Consider the following 24,290-nt stretch of genomic DNA (forward strand, 5'->3'; position numbering starts at 1 on the left):
TTCCGCGTCCCAGCAACCGCCTCAGCAGCGCCGGTGAAGGGGTATTTACGGTTAGCCCCAAGGAGTCGCAAGGGGTTTTTTACAGAAAAATGAATTTTTCTTCGCAGCGCCTTTTTTCCCTGCAAATCGCCCTGTTTTCCAACAATTCGTGCCTGCGCCCTTGACCTTACAGTCACTGGAAGCCCTATCTGACCCTCAGATCATAAGAGGAATCGCCATGGCCGAGCCGAGCAACATGAGAATCGAGGTACAGGGGCTGAGCTGTGCAGGCTGTGCCGGGAGAGCCGAGCGGGCGCTTGGCACGGTGGCCGGAGTTAGCCATGCCTCGGTCAATTTTGCCAATGGCACTGCGCAGATGAGCCTTAATGGAGCAGAGGCCACCGAAATCGTGGCTGCGCTGCGGGCGGCCAACTACCCGGCCCGCGAGGATACCGTGACACTTGCCGTCAGCGGCATGACCTGCGCCTCTTGCGTGGGCCGCGCCGAGCGCGCGCTGATGGCCCTGCCCGCCGTGCTCGAGGCGCAGATCAATCTTGCCACGGAAACGGCCCGCGTACGCTATTTGCCCGGCAGCACGGATGCGCGCGCTCTGGCGCGTGCCCTGACCGAGGCGGGTTATCCGGCACGACTGCACACCCCCGGCGGCGAGGACCCCACAGCCCGGCGCGCGGAAGAGATCGGCCATGCACGCCGACAGGTCTGGATCGCCGGTCTTTTGACACTTCCGGTCTTTGTGCTGGAGATGGGGGGGCACATGATCCCGGCTCTGCATGATCTGATCATGACGACGCTTGGCATGGGACTGTCCTGGTCGGTGCAGTTCGGGCTGACCACGCTGGTTCTGCTCTGGCCGGGGCGGCAATTCTACCGTCTGGGCGTTCCCGCGCTGCTCAAGGGCGCGCCGGACATGAACAGCCTCGTGGCCTTGGGCGCGAGTGCGGCCTGGACCTATTCCACGGTGGCGCTCTTGGCCCCTACGCTTTTGCCCGAAGGCACGCGCGCGGTCTATTTCGAGGCGGCGGCAGTCATTGTCACCCTCATCCTCACGGGCCGCTGGCTCGAGGCGCGGGCCAAGGGCCGTACGGGGGCCGCGATCCAGCGGCTGATCGGGTTACAGCCCAAGACGGCAAGGGTCGAGCGCAAGGGCAAGGTCAGCGATCTGCCTATAGATGAAGTCGCCCTTGGCGATCTGATTCATCTGCGCCCAGGCGAGCGGGTAGCGATTGATGGCGAGGTGACAGAGGGTCACTCGCATATCGACGAATCCATGATCACCGGCGAGGCGCTGCCGGTGGCCAAGGGCCCCGGTGACAGCGTCGTCGGCGGCACGGTCAATGGCGCCGGCGCGCTCAGCTTTCGCGCGACAGCTGTCGGACAGGATACGGTTCTGGCACGAATCGTGGCCATGGTCGAGACAGCACAAGGCGCCAAACTGCCGGTGCAGGCGCTGGCGGATCGGGTGGTGCGAATATTTGTGCCGGTGGTGATCGCGATTGCACTTGTGACGGTGGCGGTCTGGCTCCTGTTGGGCCCGGCCCCGGTTCTGACCCACGCGCTGGTCGCGGGGGTGTCGGTTCTGATCATCGCCTGCCCCTGCGCGATGGGGTTGGCGACGCCGACGTCGATCATGGTGGGCACCGGGCGCGCGGCGGAACTGGGCGTGCTCTTTCGCAAGGGCGAGGCCTTGCAGCGGCTCGATGAGGTGCGCGCCATTGCCTTTGACAAGACCGGCACGCTGACGCGCGGCAAACCCGAGGTGACGCGGATTGCCGTGGTGGCGGGGCAGGATGCGGACAGCGTGCTGCGGCTGGCGGCGGCGGCACAGGCGCGCTCTGAACACCCAATCGCTCGCGCGGTCGAGGCCGAAGCGGCGCGGCGGGGTCTCGAGGTGCCGGGGGCGAGCGCCGTTCGCGCCATCACCGGTCATGGGCTGAGCGCCGAGGTCGAGGGCCTGCGTATTCTGATCGGCGCGGCGCGACTGATGACGCGCGAGGGCATCGAGACCGACGCTCTGGCCAAAGAGACCAATGGCTTTGCAGAGGCGGGACAGACCGCCATCCACATCGCAATCGATGGGCGTCTGGTGGCGGTGTTGGGCATCGCCGATCAGGTTAAACCGACCAGTGCTGCGGTCATCGCCGCCCTCCATGCCAAGGGGATCAAGACCGCGATGATCACCGGCGACAGTGCGACCACAGCCCGCGCCATCGCGCGCGACCTTGGTATCGACCATGTCGAGGCTGAGGTGCTGCCCGAGGGCAAGGTGGCGGCAGTGCGTGCGCTGCAAGAGCAATTTGGCACGCTTGCCTTTGTCGGGGACGGGATCAACGATGCGCCCGCGTTGGCACAGGCCGATGTGGGAATCGCCGTGGGCACCGGTACGGATGTAGCCATAGAGGCGGCAGACGTGGTGCTGATGTCGGGCGACCTGACCGGCGTGGTCGAGGCGCAGACGCTTTCGCATCGCACACTACGCAATATCCGGCAAAACCTCTTCTGGGCCTTTGCCTATAACGCCGCGCTCATTCCGGTGGCGGCGGGGGTTCTTTATCCGGTGAGCGGCCTCCTCTTGTCGCCAATGCTGGCTGCAGGTGCGATGGCGCTTTCTTCGGTCTTCGTTCTCTCCAATGCGCTCCGCCTCAGACGGATGCGCCCGGTGATGGGAGGTGCGGCATGAATATCTCGGACGTGGCCCGCGAGACCGGCCTGCCCCCAAAGACGATCCGGTATTATGAGGACATCGGTCTTATCCGGCCCCTACGCGACACCAATGGCTACCGTGTCTTTCGCCAGAGCGACAGTCACAAGCTGGCCTTTCTGGGCCGCGCCCGCGCGCTCGGGTTTTCCATCGAAGATTGCCGCAAGCTGATGGCGCTCTACGAAGATCAGGACCGCGCCAGCAGCGATGTCAAACAGCTGGCCCAGGAGCATCTGACGCAGATCGAAGAAAAAATCGTGCAGTTGCAGTCTATGCAAGCCACGCTGCAACATCTGGTGCGCGAATGCGCCGGGGATGCGCGGCCCGATTGCCCCATCCTGCGCGATCTGGCCGAGGGCTGAGCAGCCGGGGGGGCGCTGCCCCCCGGACCCCCTGAGGTATTTCAGGCCAGATGAAAGCAGACTGGTTTCCTTATGGCCCAAATACTCAAAATCGGTCATTCGCCATAGGCAAGCCCTTCACGGCGGGGATCGGCTCCACCTGATAGCTCTGCGCCAATGGCGATAACATGCAGGCCAGAGGTCAGCGCCGTCTGGCGTGTTTCAAATCCCATGTCGGAGAGAGGTGCCACCAGAGCCGCGGCGGCGGGTTCGATGTCATAGGGACCAAACCGGTTGACCAGGTGCGGCAAGCTCACCGCCTCTTGCGCATCAAGGCCCCAATCCACCCAGCCGATGATGGTCTTGGCGACATAGCCGATGATGCTGCTTCCCCCCGGGCTGCCCAGCACAAGCACCGGGGCACCGTCGCGGCGCAGAATCGTGGGCGCCATGGAAGAGCGCGGGCGTTTGCCGGGGGCCAATGCATTCGCAATGGGCCGACCGTTGTCGTGGGTGGCAAAGGAGAAGTCGGTCAGCTCGTTGTTGAGCAGGAACCCCCGCACCATCAGGCGCGACCCGAACCCGTTCTCAATCGTCGTCGTCATCGACAGGGCGTTGCCGTAGCTGTCGACGATCGAGATATGCGAGGTCGAGGGCAGTTCCAACGATCGATCATCCCCCCAGAAAGAGGCGTGATCGAAATCGGGTTGGCCCGGCGTGACCTCTGGCAAAGCATCGTCCCCAAGCAAAAGCTCGGAACGGCCCTTGAGATAGTCAGGGTCAAGCAAACCCTTGAGCGGCACGGGTATGAAATCACTGTCCGCCAAGTAGCGCCCCCGGTCAGCGAAGGCCAAGCGGCTGGCGTCGCCGATGAGGCGCCAAGCCTCGGGGCTCTCAGGCCCAAGAGATGAAAGATCGAAAGGTTCCAGCAGGCCGAGTATCTGCCCCACCGTGCTTGCCCCCGAAGAGGGCGGCCCCATCCCGCAAACCTCATAGCCGCGATAAGGCGTGCAGAGCGCGCGCCGTTCCTTGACCCGGTAGATGGCCAGATCGAGGGGGCTGAGGACGCCCGGATTGCCCCCGGACCGCTGCACCCGCTCGGCAATATCAAGCGCGATCTCGCCCGAGTAAAACGCCGATACCCCCTCATCAGCCAGACGGCGCAGCGTGTCGGCATAGTCCGGGTTGCGCAGGGTCTGCCCTGCTGCGAGCGGTGTGCCGCCGGGCAGAAAATAGTCGCGTGTGTCCCTGAAAAGCTTAAGGCGTTCGGCGTCTTCGGCAATCAGCCCCGCGAGACGCGGGCTGACGGGAAAACCGCCCTCAGCCAGGGCGATGGCCTCGGAAAACAGCCCTGCCCAATCGGCCCGCCCCCATCGGGCATGCGCATCGGCCAGAAGCGCCGGGGTGCCGGGCGTGCCCACCGAACGCCCGCCCACCACCGCATCAAAAAAGGCGAGCGGCTGTCCCGTCGCATCCTGAAAGAGTGTAGGGATTGCCGCCAAGGGCGCTGTTTCACGCCCATCAAGCGTGGTGATCTTGCCGCTTGCGCCGTCGTGCCAGACAAGAAAGGCCCCCCCGCCAAGCCCTGAGCTTTGCGGCTCAACCAACCCCAACACAAGCTGCGTGGCGATCATCGCATCCGCCGCCGTGCCACCCTCGCGCAGCACCCGCGCCCCCGCCTCGACGGCAAGCGGATGGGCCGCGGCGATCATCCAGTTGTGCGATTCGACCGGCTGGCCCGCGTCCTTGGCCGCCTGCGCCGCCGCAAGCGGCAAAGGCACCTGCAAGACCCCTGCCCCGGCCCCCTCGGGTGCGACGGTATCGGCAGCCTGTTGCGCCCAAGCCGCCCCTCCTGTGACCATGACAAGGATCAGAACCAGCGCGCGCATGTGGCAGTCTCCCTAGAGCGGATCAGTGCGCCAGAGCGTCACCTTGAGCCCACCATGCGCCACAGGCGGCCCCGGTGGCAAGAAGGGCAGCCCGGTGGTCTTGGCCAACCCTGCGTCACTGGTGACAATACCCACGCGCCATCCGGTCATCTCGCGGCGCAACACCTCGCCCAAGCTGGCATAGAGGCCAAAAAGGAGCTTGCGATTGCCGATCCGTGCACCGTAGGGCGGGTTGACCATTACCAGCCCTGGCGGCCCCTCGGGACGGGTCAGCGCCGAAAGCGGCTGGCAGGCAAAGCGCGTGATCCCGGAAACCCCGGCGCGGTCCGCATTCTCGGACGCCATGCGCACAGCGCCCGCGTCGCGGTCAAACCCCATGAACCGCTGGGTTGTGGCGCGTGGCGTGTCTGCGGCCTTCAGCGCCGACCAAACGGCTGGATCAAAGGCTGCCATATCCTCAAAGGCAAAGCGCCGTGTGCGACCGGGCATCAGCCCCGCCGCAATTTCTGCCGCCTCGATGGGAAAGGTGCCGGAACCACACATCGGATCAAGCACCGGCTCGCGCCCGTCGTAACCGCATTGGCGCAAAAAAAGCGCCGCCAAGGTCTCTCGCAGGGGCGCCTTGTTCACGGCCTCTTTATACCCGCGCCGATGCAACGGTTCGCCTGATGTATCAAGACTGAAGGTGACCAGATCATCCTCGATCCGTGCCATCAGGCGCATGGGTGCATCCTCTGTGACGGACACGCCTAAGGATTCGGTCAGCGCCTTGACGATCCGCTCTGTCGCCGCCCCCGCATGATAGATCTTGGACTTGCGACAGGTGACTTCGACTCGCAGCGGCACATCCGGGCGCAGATGCGCGGCCCAATCGAATTTCCGCGCCCGCTTGTCCAACTGGGCTAGGTGCATCGCGCGGAACGCCCCGATCCGCGCCAGCACCCGCCCTGCCCCGCGCAACACGAGATTGGCGCGCCAGACATTAGGCCAGAGGCCCATGAAGCTTACCCCGCCGGGCACAGTCGTGACAGGGCCAAAGCCTTTCTGCACCGCCTCTTCTGCGAGGGCGGTTTCATGCCCCGGTGCGGCGGCAAGGAAGATTTCAAAAGGCTCTGGCTGGGTCATCGCGCCGTCATAGGCCAGAGGGACGCCAAAGGCGAGCCGTCACAGCATCGAGGGGACGACCTGATCCGGCGGGCGGTGGCCGTCGTCAAAGGTCTTGATGTTGATAATCACCTTTTCGCCCATCTCGATCCGCCCTTCGACGGTGGCAGAGCCCATATGCGGCAAGAGCACCACATTCTTGAGTTCGCGCAGGCGCGGGTTGATGTCGGCGCCATGCTCATAGACATCAAGACCCGCGCCCGCGATCTCTCCGGCACGCAACATGCGCGTCAGCGCGTTTTCGTCGATTACCTCACCGCGCGAAGTGTTGACGATCACCGCCTCCGGCTTCATCAACTTGAGGCGCCGGGCGTTCATCAGGTGGAAGGTCGAGGGCGTATGCGGGCAATTGATGCTGATCACATCCATGCGCGCCACCATCTGATCCAGACTTTCCCAATAGGTCGCCTGAAGGCTCTCTTCGATCTCGGGACGCAGGCGGCGGCGATTGTGATAATGCACCTGCATGCCAAAGGCCGCCGCGCGCCGCGCCACCGCCTGACCGATCCGGCCCATTCCGAGGATACCCAGCCTGCGACCGGCAATCCTGCCCCCCAAAAGCGCCGTTGGCGACCAGCCGCTCCAATTGCCCGTTTGCATCATCGCCAGCCCTTCCGGCAGGCGCCGCGTGACACTGAGCATCAGTGCCATCGTCATGTCAGCAGTGTCGTCAGCCGAAACGCCCGGCGTGTTCGACACAAGGATTCCGTGCTGACGCGCGGTGCCTACGTCGATGTGATCCACCCCCGCCCCGTAATTGGCGATCAGCCTGAGCCGGTCCCCGGCCTGCGCAATCAGGCTAGCGTCGATCCGGTCGGACAGGGTCGGCACCAGAACATCCGTCTCCTTGACCGCGCGGGCCAGTTCCTCGCGTGTCATGGGCGCGTCCGTCTCGCGCAGGCGAACATCAAAAAGTTCGCGCATCCGCGTCTCGACCGGCTCGGGCAGGCGTCGCGTAACGACAACACTCAGGCGTGCAGATGGCATGAAGCCCTCCTTGAAACTTTCCTTTCAGGCGCGTTACTGCCAGAGTGGCGCAGGAAAGAGCGGGGCACAAGAACCCCCTTGCAGTTTGCGGGCAGAATTCGAATGACGGCGATGAAATCCGGGCTTGCCGCCCTTGTCATGGTGATGGGACTGGGCCCCGTGGGGGCCTTGGCTCAAGAACGCGGGCCGGTCACGAACCTGCCGCTGCCGCGTTTTGTGTCGATGAAGGCCGCTGAGGGTAATGTTCGCCGCGGCCCTAGCCTGACGCATCGCATCGACTGGATCTTCAAGCGGCGCGACATGCCGCTCGAGATCACGGCAGAGCATGGCCATTGGCGCCGGGTGCGCGACCGGGACGGAGCGGGCGGCTGGGTGCATTACACACTTCTCTCTGGCGTGCGCACCGCCAGTGTCGAGGTCGAGATGCTGGATCTGCTGGCCAAGCCCGAAGCGAATGCCATGGTAGTGGCCCGTCTGGAACAGGGCGTAATCGCGCGACTCGAGGAATGCCAAGCGGACTGGTGCGCAGTATCCGCCGGTGGCTATGATGGCTGGGCTCCCAAATCGGCGCTCTGGGGGGTCACGGAGGGTGAGACTTTCGAGTAACCATCCCCGTAGACAATGAATTTATGTATTTTTATCAGATGGATGCCGCGTCATCCGGATTGCATCTCTTTTTTTTTGCCAAGCACCCTTGAACCGCGCCAAGCTCCAGAGTAATTAGCGCGTCACGTTGGGGTGTAGCCAAGTGGTAAGGCGTCGGTTTTTGGTACCGTGTACCGTAGGTTCGAATCCTACCACCCCAGCCAATCTTTCTAAATTCTCCATTAGATTAAGCCGCGCGGGCTGTGTGCAGGGCGCAAGTGTCCGCTTTTATGCCCCCGCAGACAGATCACTCAGACGCTGCGGCGTGGGATCATCTCACGCGGCGACGTCAGAGATCGTCCGACGATTGGGGCCATTCCCCCTGATTTAATGAAACATGGCCCGAATGAGTTTTGGAGAAACCGAACCTCAAACTGAAGTGGCGTGAGCAGATGGGAAGTGCGTCAGCCTGCCGCATTTTTTCTCGGCGCATCGCCCTATCTCGCCACAAATGACACCGGCAAAGAAGGAAAATGCAAAATGTTCAAAGGCCTAGGCATTTCAATTGGTATCATTTGCGCAGGAATGGTGGGACTTCCTGCGCTTATACTGGCCGCTCTTTGATGTTGCTTGAGGCCGAAAGAATGGCCTCACCCATCTTGGCGTGACAGGGTCCTTGGATCGCAAGAGTACAGCTTGGACAATGGCTTGAGGGTGACCTTGAGGTTATCCAAGACCGCAAAACGGTCGGCCTGCACCAGCTGAGCATCGATTAGTCAAGAGAGGCCGGATCATCCGCGTCGGCGCCGCTTGGATGCGCCGACGCGGTTCTTCCTCAAGCGTTCGGATTGGCCAATGTGCCAACCGTCACGTCGAGGGTCTTTTCCGCACCTTTGTGCAGAACCGTGACCGGCACGACGGCCTCGGGTGCGGCCGCCGCCACAGCGCGGGTCAGGTCGCGCAACTCGGAAATCTCGGTCCCGTTGAAGTTGAGGATGATATCGCCTTGCTTGAGTCCGGCTTTGGCGGCGGGGCTGTCCGGCGTCACATTCTCGATCACTGCCCCTCTGGGGGTTTCGTATCCCAGCACTTGGGCGATATCCTCGGGCATCGGCTTGATCTGCACGCCAAGCCAGCCACGGGTGATCGTGCCGTCATCCGACAGATCCGCCACGATATGCTGCACAAGGTCCGACGGCACCGCAAAGCCGATGCCGACCGATCCACCATCGGGCGAGAAGATGGCGGTGTTCATGCCGATCACCTCCCCCGCGTTGTTAAAGAGCGGCCCGCCGGAATTGCCCCGGTTGATGGCGGCATCCGTCTGGATATAGTCGTCATAGGGGCCGGAATTGATGTTGCGCGACAGCGCCGAGACAATGCCGGATGTGACCGTGCCGCCCAAACCGTAGGGATTGCCGACCGCGACCACCTCATCCCCGGCCCGCATTGCGTCGGAGTCGCCGAAGCGCACGAAGGGCAGGGATTCCTCCGTATCGAGTTGAAGCACGGCCACATCGGTCAGCGGGTCGCTACCGACCACGGTCGCGTCAAATGCACGGCCATCCGCGAGTTTGACGGTCACGGTCTCGGCACCTTCGACCACATGGTTATTGGTGACGATCTTGCCGTCTTCGGAAATGATAAAGCCTGACCCAAGACCTTGACGGGCCGGCATCTCACCTCTGGGCATCATCCGCTCGAACTGACGGCGCAACTCTTCGGGCAGGCCCTCGGGTAATTCGCCGGACATGTTGGTTGGCTGCGCCTTGGCGGTGACTTCGATATAGACAACCGCGGGCGAGACGGCGGCGACGAGATCGCCATATCCGCCCGCAGGCACCGCCAGCGCCGGGTCGGCGGCCCCCAGTGAAAGGCCTGTTGCGCCCAGAACGGCGACAAGGGCTGCGGACCCTGCAAGGCGACGGGAAAGAGGTGTGGAGGACATCATTGAAAGCTCCGTTGTGTTGCGTCCGATGCTGCCCATATGCTGCACAGGTCTCACAGCCGGATGTGCCCGACTATACAAATAGTTTAGGAAAGGCAGGCGCGGCCAAAAGCGGGTGCAATGCAGGTCGAACGAGGATAGCTGTTTGCAGGCGACGCACATCGAGAGGATGACATGAAACTGCTCGTGGTCGAAGACGATGCAACGACAGGGGCCTATATCGCGCGAGGTCTGCGCGAAGAGGGGCATACTGTCGATCTGGTCAGCAATGGGCGGGAGGCGTTGATCCAAGCAACGAGCGGCTCCTATGACGTTCTGATCATCGACCGGATGTTGCCCGAAATTGACGGGCTGACACTGGTCAAGACCCTGCGCGGGGCGGGTAATCACACGCCGGTTCTTTTCCTGACCTCGCTTGGGAGTGTCGAAGAGCGGGTCAGCGGGCTGAACGCGGGGGCGGATGACTATCTGGTCAAGCCCTTTGCCTTTGGCGAGTTGTCGGCACGGGTTGCAGCGCTTGCGCGGCGTCCGCATGCACTGGAACAAGAGACCGTGTTGCGCGCAGGTCCCCTGGAAATGGACCTGATTGCCCGCAAGGTGACGCGGGAGGGTCAGGAGATCGACCTTTTGCCACGAGAGTTCGCAATTCTTGAGCATCTGCTGCGCCGCAAGGGGCGCGTGCAGACACGCACGATGCTGCTCGAGGCGATCTGGGACATCTCGTTCGATCCGATGACCAATGTGGTTGAAACCCATATCAGCCGCTTGCGCGCCAAGGTGGACAAGCCATTCGCGACAGAGCTTATCAAGACCGTGCGCGGTGCAGGTTATCGGATTGACGGATGATCCTGACCCGTGTCTCACTTCTCCGCTCAATGCCGATACGCCTGGCGGCTGGCCTCGTGTTCTTGTTCTCGCTCGTATCGCTGTTGGGGCTCCTTGCGAGTTATCTTTACACGCAAGCCTCCTTTGAGGAGACGCTTCGCGCCGATCTTACGCAGGATATGGCCGGATTTCACGCGGCCCCTTCTGCCGCCGCACTCGCCTCTTTGGTCGAGGCGGAAGCACGCAATACCGATCCCGAACGAGTCGTGCTGAGTTATTTCGCTCCGAACGGGCGGCACTATGGCAACGCGCTGGTAGCGCGCGATGCGGATGGCTATCGGATTCTGTCCTATCTTCCGGGAAACCCGGAAATCGAGGGGCGGTTTCTGGCGCTGACCACCTCGCTGCGTGGTGGTCAACTCACTGTGGCACGCAGTCTTGCGCATATCGACGCGCTGCGGGAAACTTTTCTAAACATACTGGGTATATCGCTGCTGCCGACGGTTCTTGTGGCGCTGTCGGGCGGACTGTTTCTGGCGCGGCGCGGCGCGCGGCATGTGGCGGTAATCAGCGGAACGCTGGATCAGCTGACTTCGGGCAACCTGCAAGCGCGGGTGGGCGCTGTTAAAGGCTGGTCTGACGATCTGGCCCGAATTGGCGCCAAGATTGATCAGATGGCCCGCTCCCAAAAGGATGTGGTCGAGAGCCTGCGGCAGGTTTCATCGGATATTGCCCATGACCTCAAGACCCCGATTCAGCGCGCTGCCGTACATCTGGACGATCTGAGTCAGAGCCCGGATCTGACTGGGGATGCGCGGGAGATGCTGGAAAAGGCACAGGCGGAACTCGACCGGATCGTGTCGATCTTTCACGCGCTATTGCAACTGGCACAGATCGAAAGCGGCTCGCCACGGGCGCGGTTTGCGCCGGTGGACCTGTCCGAGCTATGCCGGACCTTCTGTGATGTCTACGAACCCGCAGCCACTGAGAATGGGCAAACTCTGATTTGCGCCCTCCCGGATGGCCCGGTGCGTCCGGTGATGGGGGATCGCACGTTGTTGGGGCAGGTTCTTGCCAATCTCATTGAGAATGCCATGCATCACACCCCGCCAGGTAGCCGGATCACCGTTGCTCTGTGTCAGTCAGAGGCCCATGTGTATCTGGCGGTCACGGATAACGGCCCCGGCATCCCCGAGGCTGAGTGGGATCTGGTGCTGCGCCGACTTTACCGGCTGGATCGTAGCCGCATGACCCCCGGGAATGGATTGGGGCTGAGCCTTGTTGCGGGAATTGCGCAGGTGCATGATGCGACCCTGTCCCTCGAAGATGCGGGCCCTGGTCTGCAGGTCGGGCTCCGCTTTCCCTCCTAGCGCGGCATGAGATCTCTGCACGGATTGCCGGTGGCGTGCCCCACGTTGGTCCTCTGGCAGCACGGGCCCAGAGGCCGTGCTCATGTTGCCTCAACCGTCACCTCTGCGCGCGTGCCACCCAAAGCCGAAAAGGCGCGTTGTCGGCAGGTGAGAACAAGAATTTGCTGTTCGCGCGCCGAACGATGGAGCGCATCAAACATGGCTTCGATGCGATCATCATCGGAATGAACTAGGGCATCATCCAAAATCACCGGGACGGGACGTTCCGAGGCCGCAAATAGCCGCGCAAAGGCCAGCCGTGTCAGAATCGCAACCTGTTCGCGGGTGCCGCCCGAAAGAATGTCGAGCGATTCCGCTTGACCATTGCGGGTCAGAATCGCCGGCAAAAGGCTGGTGTCGTCAATGGATAGCTGCGCTCCCGGATAGAGGATCGAAAGAAGCGGCTGCAACTCGCGCAGGACCGGGCCGAAATAGGCCTCGCGCGCGAGAGTTCGCGCCTCGTCCAACGCGCGGCGCAGACGGGTGAGGGCCCGCGCCTCGGCCTCGTAGCGGGTGGCGCGCGCCTCAGATTCGACGCGGGCGTCGGCCAAGGCGGATAGACGTTCCTCAATCCCTTCTTCGGCCAGTGCCGCGATAGTGGCGTTGAGGCTGGCAAGGTTCTCGCGGGCCATGGCCAGATCGCGCGTGGCCTGATCGACCGCTCCCTTGGCGCGGGTCAACCGGGCCTTGGTAGTGACAAGGTCCGGGGCGGTGGCGCGCAGGTTATCACATGCCCTTTCGGCCTCCACACAGGCGCTGGCAAGCGCGGGCTGGCGGGCCCGGAGATCGGCAATATGGGCGGCCAGCGCATCCGGATCCCCGGCTTCGGACAGGGCGGCCTCAAATTGCCGCTCTGCGCTACTGCGGTTGGCCTCGGCAGCGGCGCGGGTTTCACCTGCGGCCACGGCCAGATCATGCGCCGCCTTCGCGGTGGCGCGCGCGATCTCCTCGTCGGCCTCGGCAGCGGTGAGCGCCTTGGTCAAGCCATCAACATCTTCAGCTTCTTGCGGGGCCTCAGCTGCGGCGGCCAGCGCCCGCGCCAGGGCCTCGCGCAGCGCCTCAACACCCTCAGGCGCCACTTCGGCGCAGAGAGCCGCACCCTGCTTGGCCTCTGCCTCAAGCCGTTGAGCTTTGGCCCATTGGGTGCGGGCGTCGGCTAGCGTGTCAACCTGCGCCTCCGCCAAGAGACGCGCTAGCGTCTTGCCTGCTCGTTCAATTTCGGCGGCACTGTTCGTGCCGCGCGCGAGACCTGGGTCGATATGCAACATCCCAAAGCCCGGCAAGGCAATGTCAGTCGCGGCAAAGATCGGCGTGGGACGCGCGGCAAGGGGCTGACCATTGCGCAAAGCCGGGAGGCCGTCGGGGTACGCCGTGATCGTCACGGCCTGTGCCTCGGCCCGCGCGCGTGCCAGATCGAGGTCACTTTGGGACTTGTCGGCGGCGTCAAGCAGTTTGGCCGTGACGCGGATGCCCGCCCGCGCGGCTTCGGTCTTGTACAGCACCGCCAGAAGTTCGGTGGCACGGTCCAACCGGCGCTGGAGATCCTGCGCCTTGATCCGTGCTGCATGCGCCGCTTGAGCACGGGTGGCCTGTTGCAGGCGGCGGCGCAGGTCGCGCGCCTTGGCGGCAAGATCCTCGGCGCTCTCGGCAGCGGCCTGGTCGCACTCGGCCAGGTTGGCAAAGCGGGTATAAGCTCTTTTTGCGACTTCCTCGGCCTTCGACATCGTCTCTTTTGCCTTCTCTAGGCGGGCGGCACGGCCTTCTGCTGCCAGCACATCGCGCTGCAGATGCTCGGCATCCAACCGGGCAAGGCGCAGGGCGGTTTCGGCCTTTGCAACTTCGGCCTGATGCGCTTGCGCGGCTTGATGCTCCGCCTCGGCCTGAGCGAGGGTCTGCGCACGTCCGGCGATGTCGGAGGGCTCGGTCAAGCGGGCAAGGTTGCGCTGAATCTCGGCCCGACGGATGAGGTCACCCGACAGCCGCGCGGCGCGCGGACGCAACTCGGCTTCTTCGCTGGCGAGTGTTGCGGCCTCTTCAACAGCGCGGGCCCATTCGCCTCCGGCCTTGGGGCGTCCGGTGGATGTCGTCAAGCGCATCAGCGCGTCGGTCACACGGTCAATCACGCCGTCGATCCGCCGTCCGCCGGTCATCATGTCGATCTCACCCGCGACGGAGGACAAAAGATCACGTCGCGCATTCAACCCGCGCTCACGCTCACGCTTGTCATCCGCGCCGCTGCCCTCGGGTTCCAACCCCATCAACCCTTGCCGTACCCAGAGCAGGCCAGACGGGCCTGCCAGCCCCCCACCCATAAGCCGGTCAATCCACGCCTCCGCCTCGTCCGCCTGAGCGATCAGGCGGCCAGTGGCATCCTGCACCTGCGCCTGCGGGCGGTTGAGCCACCGCTTTGCAATGCGAAAGCGCCCCTCTGCGAGTTCTACCTCGGCCGCAACCTCGGGCGCGCCCCCAGCATGCGGTTGCAGAGCCTTGATGGCGGCATTGCGGCTGTTATGCCGTTCGAAGAACAATGCGTGCAACGCGTCGAAAAAGGTCGACTTGCCGAATTCATTGGGCTGGGAGAGCACGGTGATCCCGTCGCCAATCTGGCTGAGGCGCGCCCGCTGCCCCGCGAAGCGGCGCACGTTGGTCAACTCGATGACGCGTAGCCTCACGTCCTCACCTCCTGGCTAAGGGCATAGAGTCGGGCGAGCGCCGCTGACGCCGTATCGCGGTCGGATTGCGAAAGCGTGGCATCCCCCGCTTCGGCCATCAAAACCTCGGCGGCTTGACGCAGCGCGCCGGCACGGTCGATCTGATCGAGGTCTTCGGGAATCGCCTCAACGGCCAGAGCAGAGAGGTCCGCCGCGAACCAGCCGAAAGCCGGGGCGCGCGTGGCCAGATCACCCTCGAGTGCGGCGCGCTCGGCCAAAGGCAAGCGTCCGGTCACGGTGAGGCGCACCAGATGATCACGAGCGCGGATCTGCGGAAGGGCGGCGGCAAGGCGCGCTATCACATCTTCGCCGGGCAAAACGTCTAGGGTCGGCCGGCGCCAGCGAAACTGCGCGGTGTCGACCGGCGTCACCTCTGCTGTGCCCGCGAGTGTCACGAGGAGTGCGGCCCCCGGTGTGTCATGCTTGAACCCGTCCGGTTCTGGTGTGCCGGAATACCAAGTAGTAGGTGTCACCTGCATCTGCCCATGCCAATCGCCAAGGGCGAGATAATCGAGACCCGAGCGCGTGGCCCGGTCGGGCGGGATGATGCCAAGGGCACCTTCTTCGCCCGAGAAATCGGTGATCGCCCCATGCCCAAGCCCGATGCGCCGCGCGCCGTAGGGCGTAGGGGCCGACATTGCCTCGGTAAGATCGCGCCCCGGGCGGCGCTGCGTGCAGGGCGCGGGCAAAAGCCAGTGATCGGGGGCAAGAGCGACCGGGGCATCGGAGGCGATGACGCGCAAATTCGCAGGGGAGGCCTGCGCGATGCGCCGCCAGAGTTCGGAGGCCGCAAGGCTGTCATGGTTGCCGGGCAGCAGCACCCAAGTCAAATCGTCTTCCTCACCCATCGCACTGAGGGCTTGCCGCAATGTGTCGGGGGCTGGCGTTTCGGCATCGAAAGTATCACCCGCGAGCAGAACCACCCCTGCCCCGCCGTCGCGCGCGGCCTTGGCCAGCCGGGCAATCACCCCATGCCGCGCCTCACGCAGGCGGTGGCGTATACCCTCGGGATAGCCGCCAAAGGCGCGGCCAAGATGCAGGTCCGAGCTATGAAGGAAGCGAAAGGGGGTCATGGGGTTCCTTGTTGCGGCAAAGTGCTCTGTGGCAAGCTTGCCGCAAATGGGCGCACGATCAAGGCGTGGCACCCCTTGATCCGAGCGGTCGGCGCATTGTCCCGAAGCGCGCACCCATTCTCATATCGTCCGCCCGCCATCGACCTCCAGCACCACGCCGGTGATGAAATCCGCCTCATCCGAGGCCAGATAAAGGGCCGCATTGGCGATGTCGCGCGCCTCTGACAGCCGGCCCATCGGAATCGTCGAGATGAACCGCGCGCGGTTCTCGGGCGTGTCGGGCATACCCATGAACTGCTCCAGCAGGCCCGTCGCGCCCATCACCGGGGCGATACAGCAGACGCGGATCTTGTCAGGGGCAAGTTCCACGGCCAAAGAGCGCGTCATCAGGTTCACCGCCCCCTTGGACGAGTTATACCAGGTCAGACCCGGGCGCGGGCGGATGCCTGCGGTTGAGCCGATGTTGATCATCACCCCGCCCCCGGCAGCGCGCCAGAGCGGCACACAGGTCTTGGTCATGTGAAAGATTGACAGCACGTTGATGTCGTAAATCTTGCGAAAGGTCGCCTCGTCGGTGTCCATCAGGGGGCTGTTTGGATTGGTCCAACCGGCATTGTTGACCACGACATCAAGCCCCCCAAAGGCGGCAACCGTGGCATCGACGGCGGCCTGAACCTGATCGCCCTTGGACACATCGCAGGTCACGGTGATGGCATTCTCACCAAGCTCCCGCGCAACGGCCTCTGCGCCAGCCTCGTTCACATCGACCACTGCCACCTTGGCACCTGCGCGGATATAAGCCTCGGCAATCCCTTTGCCAAAGCCCGAGGCGGCCCCAGTCACGAGTGTTCGTTTTCCCTTTAGTCTCATCTTGCATTCCTTTGGTCTTGTCAGTGCCACCCGCAGCGCGGCCTAGCCGTGATGGTTGATTATCGTCTTGATCCGCGAGAATTCGAGCAGCGCGGCAAAGCCCTTTTCGCGGCCATGGCCCGACTTGCGGATGCCGCCAAAAGGCAATTCGACGCCGCCACCCGCGCCGTAGCCGTTGATAAACACCTGACCACAGCGCATCGCCTTGGCCACACGTTGTTGGCGTCCGCCATCGCGGGTCCAGACGGCGGCGACAAGGCCATAGTCAGTGGCATTGGCAATCGAAATCGCCTCTGCTTCATCCTCGAACGGGATCAGGCAGAGCACCGGGCCGAACACCTCTTCTTGTGCGATCCGCGCCTTGGGATCGCATGGGCCGAACACGGCGGGGGCAACGTAATAACCGCCTTTTGGCGCATCGGGGCGGATGCTGCCACGGGCCATAAGCGGCGCATCGGCCTCGGCGATATAAGTCTCGACCCGCTTTTTCTGCTTGGCGGAGATGAGCGGCCCAAGCACCGCATCCTCGCCGGAATCCGAGGCGGCGATGGCGCTGAACCGGGCCGTCAATTCGGCCACGGCGCGGTCGTAGATGCCACGCTGCAAGAGCACGCGGGTGCCCGCCGAGCAGGTCTGCCCGGCATTCTGGATCACCGCATTGACAAGCACCGGCATCGCCGCCTCAAGGTCAGCGTCGTCGAACACGATCTGCGGTGACTTGCCCCCCAGTTCCAGCGTGCAGCCGATGAAGTTCCTGGCCGCAGCGGTCTGGACGATCACGCCCACCTCTGGCGACCCGGTAAAGGACATGAAATCAATCCCCCGATGATCCGCCAGCGCCTGACCGGCCACGGCACCGCGCCCGGTGACGATATTGATGGCACCAGGGGGAAAGCCCACCTCGATCGCCAGTTCAGCAATCCGCAACGCGCTGAGGCAGGCGTCTTCAGCGGGTTTCAGGACCGTGGCATTACCCATGGCGAGCGCCGGAGCGACCGAACGGCCAAACATCTGCGCAGGATAATTCCACGGGATGATATGCCCGGTCACGCCATAGGGCTCGCGGTGCACTTCGACATTATAGCCGTTGAGAAATGGCACGATTTCCCCATGCACCTTGTCCGCGCCGCCGCCATAGAACTCGAAATAGCGGGCGGTGACTTTCATATCGGTGCGCGCCTGCGCAATCGGCTTGCCGTTATCGCGCCGCTCGAGCTGTGCCAGCGGTTCGACATTCTCAAGAATACGCTCGGAGAGGCGGATCATCAGGCGGCCCCGCTCTGCGGCGGTTAGTCTGGACCACTCGCCGCCATCAAAGGCCGCACGCGCCGCTGCGACCGCCGCGTCGATATCGGCGGCGTCGCTGTCAGCAATCTGGGCAAAGGGCAAGCCGTCGATGGGCGACAGCACATCCATCACCTTGCCCGAGAGTGCGGGGACCCACGCGTTGCCAATCAGGTTCAGTGGCTTTGGGATGACCGGTGTTGCATCGGGATCAATGTCTTTCATGCCTTGGCTCCTTGGTGTTCAAATTCCCCTCACCATGGTGTCTCGTCGGACCCTGCCGACCGTACACGGCGTATCGAGGCGAAGGGTTGGATTCGCTCGTCGCCAGCGTGATCGAGCGATCCAGCACGCGCAAGGTCTGAAAGCTGTTGGCACGGTTCGAAGCTGCGGTAGCAAGGGGGCAAGTCGAAGCGCCCTGCCCCCTGATCCGTTCTTAAAATGTCTTGGCGAGCGTCAGCTTGAAATTTCGCCCTACCGCCGGGCGGGTGGCCAGGTTGGGCATGTATTGCTCATCGAACAGATTCTCGATGCCGACGCGAAATTCGGTTCCCTCCCAGACACCGCGCTTGGGCGCGATGGTGGCGCGCAGGTTGTGGACCGTATACCCCTCGTCCCTCACGCCATTCACGGTGATGGAGTCGGCGCTGACAACCTCCCAACTCAGGTCATAGGTGTCGTCAAAAACCTTACCCACCGTGGCGCGCAGGCTGTTGGCGGCAAGGTTGCGCCAATCACGGACCCCGCCCAAGGCGTCCACCTCTTCACCATCGGAGATTGTGGCGTTGAGATCGACGTAAAAGCCGTTTTCCATGGCATAGGACGCCTCAAACTCCAGCCCTTGGGTCTGGATTTCATCCAGTAGGGCTTGGGCGGGCGTGGTATCGACAAAGGAATTCACATCCCAAAGTTCACTGTCGAAATACGTGACCTTGAGCGCCAGACTGTCACTGTCGCGCAAGAGACCGCGACGGTCATAGGAAAAGCCAAGCTCATAGGTGCGCGATTTTTCGCTCCGCCCAATCCGGATAGGGAATTCCAGATCGTCGATGATCGGCAAGACCTCGGTATAGGCGGCGCTGCCGAACAGGGCGAAACCGTTGTTGAACGCATAGCGCAGCGACAGACCGCCCATCAGCGCATCCTCGGAAAAGCGCCCGTCGTTGGGGGCGGTATCGCCCTCGACCTCGGATGTCTCGTAGCGGATCGCGGGCGTCACGGTCCAAGAGCGGCCGATGTCGATCTCATCCACAGCAAAGATCGCCCAGCGGTTATCTTCTCCCCCCGGTGCGGCAAAGGCATTGACGCGCTCGCGGTTGATGTATTCGACCCCCGCTGTCAGATCGTGGCGCAATGCGCCGGTATCGAACAGGGATTTGTTCTTGAGCGTAAGCGTGGTCGTTTCGTAATCATGGTCCGCATCAAGCAGCGCCGAACAAATGCTGATCGGAGCCGGTGGGCTGCCTGGGCAAGAGACAGGGGCCTGAAGGATTGATTCATCCACATGCGAATATTGCAGCGTCAGATCGACCAGATCGTTGAGCGGGTTGAAATTGTACTTGAGGATGCTTGTCTGGCTCTCGACCTCGCGGTCGACGTTGCCGAAGAAGGTGAGATTGCCAAAGCTGTCGAACGGCACGTCGAATTGCGAGCTTTGGGTGTCCTGATAGCTGGCCTCGATGGAATGGGCCTTGTCCTCGCCAAAGCGATACTTGGCCTTGATCAACATCGAGGGATCGTCGATCCGCGCCCTGAGCGGGTTGATGACAGTGCCACTGCCATCCTTGGGGAAACCCAGCCTGCGGCTGACATAGTTGAAGAGCAGGCCGAAATTCTCGGTCGGTTGCCACGCCCCGATGGTCGAAGACGTCACACCATTACCGTTGGTCTGGAATTCCAGCGTTTGACGCAGGCCAAAGCCGGTCTCGCCTTCGGTCACATCCTCGGGGTCGATGGTTTCGAGCCGAACGACGCCGCCCACAACGCCAGACCCGAATTCGAACGACCCGACCGTGCCCCGGATCACCTCGACCTCCTTGAAGAGGAACGGATCGGTAAAGAGCTGCGTTCCGATACGGTAAAGCTCCTCGGACCCGCGCGTGGCACCATCGACCTGAATCAACACCTTTTGATCCGTGCCGAATGTGTCATTCGAGCCAAAGCCCCGGATCGAGATGCCAGACCCCTGCGCCGTGTCGCCGTTGAGCAGGGCCACCGAAGGCACCGTTACCAGCAGCTCGGCCACAGACCCGGCTTGACGGTCGCCAATTTCCTCTTCGTCGATCACGGTCGTAGGCGTGGCGGTTTCGGTCTGCACCGCGCGCTTGCTTTCTCCGAGCGTCAGGGTGCCAAGAAAGCCCTCTTGCGGTAAGGTCTCTTGAGCGAGACCGGCAGATCCTTGGCCAAGCCCAATGCAGAGGCAGGTTGTTGTAAGTAATATGCAGCGCCTGCGCGATGTCATCACGTGTCCCTTTCGTTTCGTTGACAATGGCTGTCACACCGTTGTGCTTGCGAAAGGCTGGCACGGTTTTTTCTTTTGGTTTCAGTAGTTGCGCGATCTTTTCCGGATCGGCCTTGCGCTCCTTAATCTTTTATGAGTAAAAGAGTCAAGATTGCGATCCGGATTTCAGGGATCGCAGCTCAGAGCCACGTCCGCGCCCGAGGTGCGATGCAGCCAGCCCATCCACCCAGACATGAGGCCGGCATGACAAACCCCGCTCCCCTTACCCCCGACGCAATCCGCGCCTTTCAGGCCGAGAACCCCAAGATGCGCAGCCGCGATCAAGCGGACCGCCTTGGAATCAGTGAAGCAGAGCTTGTCGCCGCTCATGTCGGGCGCGGCGTGACCGCAATCGCCGCCCATCCCGATCAGGTGATTGGAGCTGCTCAACGGCTGGGTGAGGTGATGGCCCTCACCCGCAACGAGAGCTGCGTGCATGAAAAAGTGGGGCGGTATGACAATTATCACACCGGCCAACACGCGGCGATGGTGCTGACCGAGGAGATCGACCTCAGGATGTTCCCAAGCCATTGGCGGCATGCCTTCATGGTCGAGACCGAGACCGACTCTGGCCCCAAACGCAGCCTGCAAGTGTTCGATGCTTCAGGCGACGCGGTACACAAGATTTTCCTGCGCGATACCTCGTCCTTGACCGCATGGGAGGCGCTGCGCCTCTCGCTGGCCCTGCCAGAACAATCCCCGACCCTCACGGTCGATCCGCGCCAGCCCCCCGAGGCCGCGAAATCCAATACCGACAAACTCGACATTCTGCGCGAGGAATGGCGGCGCATGACCGATACGCATCAATTCCTGCGCCTCACGTCCAGGTTACGAATGAACCGGCTGGGGGCCTACCGCATCGCGGGTGCGCCGTTTGTGCGTGCATTGGCGACCGGAGCCGTGAATATGCTGCTGACCAAACTGGTACTGTCGGGCACCGAGGTGATGATCTTTGTCGGCAATCGGGGCTGTATCCAGATCCATTCGGGCCCGATTGTCACGCTCAAACCCATGGGGCCGTGGCAAAACGTGATGGATCCGGGCTTTAACCTGCATCTGCGGCTGGATCACGTGGCCGAGGTCTGGGCTGTGGACAAACCCACCCAACGCGGTGCCGCGATTTCCGTCGAAGCGTTCGACGCCCAAGGGTCGCTGATCTTTCAGATCTTCGGGTTGGGCAAAGAGGGGCGCGACAGCCGCGCGGCCTTTGGCCAGATCGTCGAGGCCTTGCCGGGCCTGCAAAAGGCGGATGCGGAGGCGCTGACATGAGCGGACGCACCCTGACGCGCCGGTTGCTCTTGGCCCAGGTGGCGGTTTTGGCTCTGGCCGGGGCGAGCCTTGCGCAAGAGGCAGACCGCGTGCTCTCCATCGGCGGATCGGTGACAGAGATCGTACATGCCTTGGGACAGGGGCATCGGCTGGTCGCGCGCGACACCACCTCGACCTTTCCGCCCAAAGTGACGGAACTGCCCGACGTGGGCTATGCCCGCGCGCTCAGCCCCGAAGGCGTGCTCTCGGTCGCGCCATCCCTCATCCTGGCCATAGAAGGGGCTGGCCCACCCGAGGCGATCGAGGTCCTCGCGCAATCTGGCGTGACCTTTGTCAGCATCCCCGAGGCGCAAAGCGCAGAGGGCATCCTGACCAAGATCGCCGCCGTCGGCGCGGCACTGGGCGTGCCCGACCGCGCCGAAGCCTTGGCGACAGAGACACGCGCCGCACTCGAGGCCGCCGCAGAACGCACGGCGCAGCTGCCCGAGACGGCGCGCAAGCGCGTGCTCTTCATCCTCAGCCTGCAAGGCGGGCGCATCCTTGCGTCCGGGCGCGACACGCAAGCCGCCGCGATCATCGCAATGGCGGGAGGCATCAACGCTGTAACGGAGTTTGACGGCTACAAGCAAATGACCGACGAAGCCGTGGCAGAAGCCGCCCCTGACGTGATCCTCATGATGGACCGCACGGGGGATCATGCCATCCTTGACGAACAGCTCTTTGCCCTGCCTTCGATCCGGGTCACGCCCGCGCGTGCGACTGAATCGATTGTGCGGATGAATGGGCTCTATCTCTTGGGCTTTGGGCCGCGCACCGCTAGGGCGGCGCTGGATCTGAACAGGGCACTTTATGGCACCGCGAAGGCCGCGCACGATGACCGTGACCCAAGCTGATGCGCTGCCCCACGACCATCGCCAGGATCGCCGGGCGCGGGCGCGCCGAGCGCATCTTTGGCTGGGTCTCTGTCTGGTTCTGACCTGCGCCATCAGCCTCGAAACGGGGGCTTCGGGCGTATCTCTTTGGTCGGTGATGAGCGCCGGGGCGGCGGATACGCCCGTGCAAGGCATCATTCTGTGGGAGGTGCGCCTCCCCCGCGTGCTTTTGGGGGTGCTGGTGGGCGCGGCGTTGGCGGTTTCGGGCACGGTGATGCAGGGGCTCTTTCGCAATCCGCTGGCCGATCCGGGGATCGTGGGGGTCAGCGCCGGGGCCGGTCTTGGGGCGGTCACGGCAATTGTGTTGGGCAGCCTCTTGCCCATCGCGCTGCGCGACAGTCTGGGGCCATTTCTGGTCCCGGTCGCGGCGTTCTTGGGGGGATGGGCCTCGGTGCTTCTGCTTTATGGCGTCGCGACGCGCGGCGGACGGACGTCGGTGGCAACCATGCTTCTGGCGGGGATTGCTCTTGGCGCCTTGTCGGGCGCGGTATCGGGCCTCATGGTCTATGCGGCGGATGATCAGCAATTGCGTGATCTGACATTCTGGGGACTTGGATCGCTGGCCGGGGCAACATGGGCCAAGGTGGCCACCGCCGCGCCGATCCTGCTTATGGCCATGGCGGGGGCTATGACGCTTGGGCGCGGTCTCAACGGGCTGGCCTTTGGCGAAGCGACGGCGCTTCACTTGGGCATTCCGGTGCAACGGGTCAAGACGCTGGCCATTCTCGCGGTAGCAGCGGCCACTGGCGGTGCCGTCGCAGTCTCGGGCGGGATAGGCTTTATCGGCATCGTGGTGCCACATCTGCTTCGGTTGGCGACCGGGCCAGACCATGGCCCGCTTCTTGTTAACGCGGCACTGTTGGGCGCAAGCCTGTTGCTCGGCGCGGATATTGTCAGCCGGGTGATCATCGCACCGGCGGAACTGCCTATCGGAATAGTTACCGCCGTAGTCGGTGCACCCGTCTTTCTTTGGATCTTGCTACGGCAGCGCCCGATGGGGGATTTCTGATGCTATGCGCGCAAGCGATCACGCTCGCGATTGGGGGCAAGACCATCCTGCATGATGCGAGTCTCTCGGCCCGAGCAGGCGAGATCACGGCCATTGTGGGCCCGAACGGCTCTGGCAAGACATCCCTGTTGAGGGTGTTGACCGGCGAGACCGCCGCTGCGGGCGTGGTACGGCTTGGCCCCCTGGATGTGCATCCGCATGCGGCCACAGCCCTTGCCGCGCGGCGCGGGGTGTTGCCGCAGGCCACGCGGATCGCTTTCCCTTTCACGGTGATCGAACTGGTGCGTATCGGGCATGGCGCGGGACAACATGCGACCCGCGCCGACATTCCTGACCGCGCGCTGGCGCGCGTGGGGTTGGGGCATCTGGCCAATCGTTTCTATCAGGATCTCTCGGGCGGCGAGCAGCAGCGGGTCCAGTTGGCGCGCGTTCTCGCTCAGGTCTGGGAACCTGTTGGACCGGGCGGTGCAAACTGGCTCTTCCTGGACGAACCGGTATCGAGCCTCGATATCGGCCAACAGCTGAGCGTGATGCGGATTGCTCGCAACTATGCGCAGGCGGGGGGCGGTGTGGTCGCGGTGATGCATGATCTGAACCTGACCGCGATGTTCGCCGATCATGTCGTGATGGTGCAACAGGGCGAGATTGCGGGTGCCGGCAAGCCGCACGAGGTACTGACCTCTGGCAGACTCTCGGCGGTTTACGGCTGCGCTCTCAGGGTCAGCACGCTGCCGCTTGGACATGTGCCCTATCTGCTGCCCCAAGCCGCGCAAGAGTTCGTGGGATGATGACGGCA

Annotated in this window: 18 protein-coding genes and 1 tRNA gene; 10 read left to right on the forward strand and 9 right to left on the reverse strand. The window is 63.3% G+C overall.

Annotation, left to right across the window (positions count from 1 at the left end):
- Nucleotides 1-217: 217 nt before the first annotated feature.
- Complete coding sequence (locus tag AACZ65_RS16270; protein ID WP_339672599.1) at nt 218-2,677, forward strand: heavy metal translocating P-type ATPase; 2,460 nt, start codon at nt 218-220, stop codon at nt 2,675-2,677.
- Entirely contained in the window at nt 2,674-3,060 is a 387-nt protein-coding gene (gene cueR / locus AACZ65_RS16275; protein ID WP_339672601.1) for a Cu(I)-responsive transcriptional regulator, read from the forward strand. The genes AACZ65_RS16270 and cueR overlap by 4 nt, the downstream gene beginning before the upstream one ends.
- A 95-nt stretch (nt 3,061-3,155) precedes the next feature.
- Here cueR and ggt read toward each other — a convergent pair whose 3' ends face one another.
- Genes ggt through AACZ65_RS16290 form a run of 3 tightly spaced genes read right to left on the reverse strand, consistent with a single transcriptional unit; the run spans nt 3,156 to nt 7,079 of the window.
- Nucleotides 3,156-4,928, reverse strand: a complete 1,773-nt coding sequence (ggt, locus tag AACZ65_RS16280) for a gamma-glutamyltransferase (RefSeq protein WP_339672604.1) — start codon at nt 4,926-4,928, stop codon at nt 3,156-3,158.
- 12 nt (nt 4,929-4,940) lie between these two features.
- Complete coding sequence (locus AACZ65_RS16285) at nt 4,941-6,053, reverse strand: class I SAM-dependent RNA methyltransferase (protein ID WP_339672606.1); 1,113 nt, start codon at nt 6,051-6,053, stop codon at nt 4,941-4,943.
- 39 nt (nt 6,054-6,092) lie between these two features.
- Complete coding sequence (locus AACZ65_RS16290) at nt 6,093-7,079, reverse strand: D-glycerate dehydrogenase (protein ID WP_339672608.1); 987 nt, start codon at nt 7,077-7,079, stop codon at nt 6,093-6,095.
- A 111-nt stretch (nt 7,080-7,190) separates the two neighbouring features.
- Here AACZ65_RS16290 and AACZ65_RS16295 point away from each other — a divergent pair, with 111 nt between their 5' ends.
- Nucleotides 7,191-7,685, forward strand: coding sequence for an SH3 domain-containing protein (locus AACZ65_RS16295; protein ID WP_339672610.1), 495 nt, complete (start codon nt 7,191-7,193; stop codon nt 7,683-7,685).
- A gap of 128 nt (nt 7,686-7,813) precedes the next feature.
- Nucleotides 7,814-7,888, forward strand: a tRNA-Gln gene (locus AACZ65_RS16300).
- Nucleotides 7,889-8,499: 611 nt separating this feature from the next.
- On the opposite strand, the gene AACZ65_RS16305 is transcribed toward AACZ65_RS16300, so the two are convergent.
- Nucleotides 8,500-9,651 carry a Do family serine endopeptidase gene (locus tag AACZ65_RS16305; protein ID WP_339672612.1) on the reverse strand — a complete coding sequence of 384 codons (1,152 nt, stop codon included), beginning with the start codon at nt 9,649-9,651 and terminating at the stop codon, nt 8,500-8,502.
- A gap of 135 nt (nt 9,652-9,786) precedes the next feature.
- On the opposite strand from AACZ65_RS16305, the gene AACZ65_RS16310 reads away from it, so the two are divergent.
- Both AACZ65_RS16310 and AACZ65_RS16315 read left to right on the forward strand, forming a co-directional pair.
- Complete coding sequence (locus AACZ65_RS16310; protein ID WP_037276800.1) at nt 9,787-10,458, forward strand: response regulator transcription factor; 672 nt, start codon at nt 9,787-9,789, stop codon at nt 10,456-10,458.
- 29 nt (nt 10,459-10,487) lie between these two features.
- Nucleotides 10,488-11,807 carry a HAMP domain-containing sensor histidine kinase gene (locus AACZ65_RS16315; protein ID WP_339672615.1) on the forward strand — a complete coding sequence of 440 codons (1,320 nt, stop codon included), beginning with the start codon at nt 10,488-10,490 and terminating at the stop codon, nt 11,805-11,807.
- Between the two features lie 80 nt (nt 11,808-11,887).
- Here the strand turns inward: AACZ65_RS16315 and AACZ65_RS16320 are convergent, their stop codons facing one another.
- The 5 genes from AACZ65_RS16320 to AACZ65_RS16340 all read right to left on the reverse strand — a co-directional run bounded on the left by AACZ65_RS16320 (nt 11,888) and on the right by AACZ65_RS16340 (nt 20,101).
- Entirely contained in the window at nt 11,888-14,518 is a 2,631-nt protein-coding gene (locus AACZ65_RS16320; RefSeq protein WP_339672617.1) for an AAA family ATPase, read from the reverse strand.
- Nucleotides 14,515-15,630, reverse strand: coding sequence for a DNA repair exonuclease (locus AACZ65_RS16325; protein ID WP_339672620.1), 1,116 nt, complete (start codon nt 15,628-15,630; stop codon nt 14,515-14,517). Before AACZ65_RS16325 ends, AACZ65_RS16320 begins: the two co-directional genes overlap by 4 nt.
- 120 nt (nt 15,631-15,750) lie before the next feature.
- Nucleotides 15,751-16,500, reverse strand: a complete 750-nt coding sequence (locus tag AACZ65_RS16330) for an SDR family oxidoreductase (RefSeq protein WP_339672622.1) — start codon at nt 16,498-16,500, stop codon at nt 15,751-15,753.
- Nucleotides 16,501-16,542: 42 nt separating this feature from the next.
- A complete protein-coding gene (locus AACZ65_RS16335) occupies nt 16,543-18,009 on the reverse strand; it encodes an aldehyde dehydrogenase family protein (RefSeq protein WP_339672624.1) in 1,467 nt (488 codons plus the stop codon).
- A 211-nt stretch (nt 18,010-18,220) separates the two neighbouring features.
- On the reverse strand, nt 18,221-20,101 hold the full coding sequence (locus AACZ65_RS16340) for a TonB-dependent receptor (RefSeq protein WP_339672626.1): 1,881 nt from the start codon (nt 20,099-20,101) through the stop codon (nt 18,221-18,223).
- A 387-nt stretch (nt 20,102-20,488) separates the two neighbouring features.
- On the opposite strand from AACZ65_RS16340, the gene AACZ65_RS16345 reads away from it, so the two are divergent.
- From AACZ65_RS16345 to AACZ65_RS16360, 4 genes are read left to right on the forward strand one after another with little or no spacing between them, the layout of a single operon-like run.
- A complete protein-coding gene (locus tag AACZ65_RS16345; RefSeq protein ID WP_339672628.1) occupies nt 20,489-21,553 on the forward strand; it encodes a ChuX/HutX family heme-like substrate-binding protein in 1,065 nt (354 codons plus the stop codon).
- On the forward strand, nt 21,550-22,446 hold the full coding sequence (locus AACZ65_RS16350) for an ABC transporter substrate-binding protein (protein ID WP_339672630.1): 897 nt from the start codon (nt 21,550-21,552) through the stop codon (nt 22,444-22,446). Before AACZ65_RS16345 ends, AACZ65_RS16350 begins: the two co-directional genes overlap by 4 nt.
- On the forward strand, nt 22,427-23,494 hold the full coding sequence (locus tag AACZ65_RS16355; protein WP_339672632.1) for an iron ABC transporter permease: 1,068 nt from the start codon (nt 22,427-22,429) through the stop codon (nt 23,492-23,494). The genes AACZ65_RS16350 and AACZ65_RS16355 overlap by 20 nt, the downstream gene beginning before the upstream one ends.
- Nucleotides 23,494-24,282 carry a heme ABC transporter ATP-binding protein gene (locus tag AACZ65_RS16360; protein WP_339672635.1) on the forward strand — a complete coding sequence of 263 codons (789 nt, stop codon included), beginning with the start codon at nt 23,494-23,496 and terminating at the stop codon, nt 24,280-24,282. The genes AACZ65_RS16355 and AACZ65_RS16360 overlap by 1 nt, the downstream gene beginning before the upstream one ends.
- Nucleotides 24,283-24,290 lie beyond the last annotated feature (8 nt).

The sequence above is a fragment of the uncultured Roseovarius sp. genome, from assembly GCF_963972555.1.
Lineage (GTDB): Bacteria > Pseudomonadota > Alphaproteobacteria > Rhodobacterales > Rhodobacteraceae > Roseovarius > Roseovarius mucosus.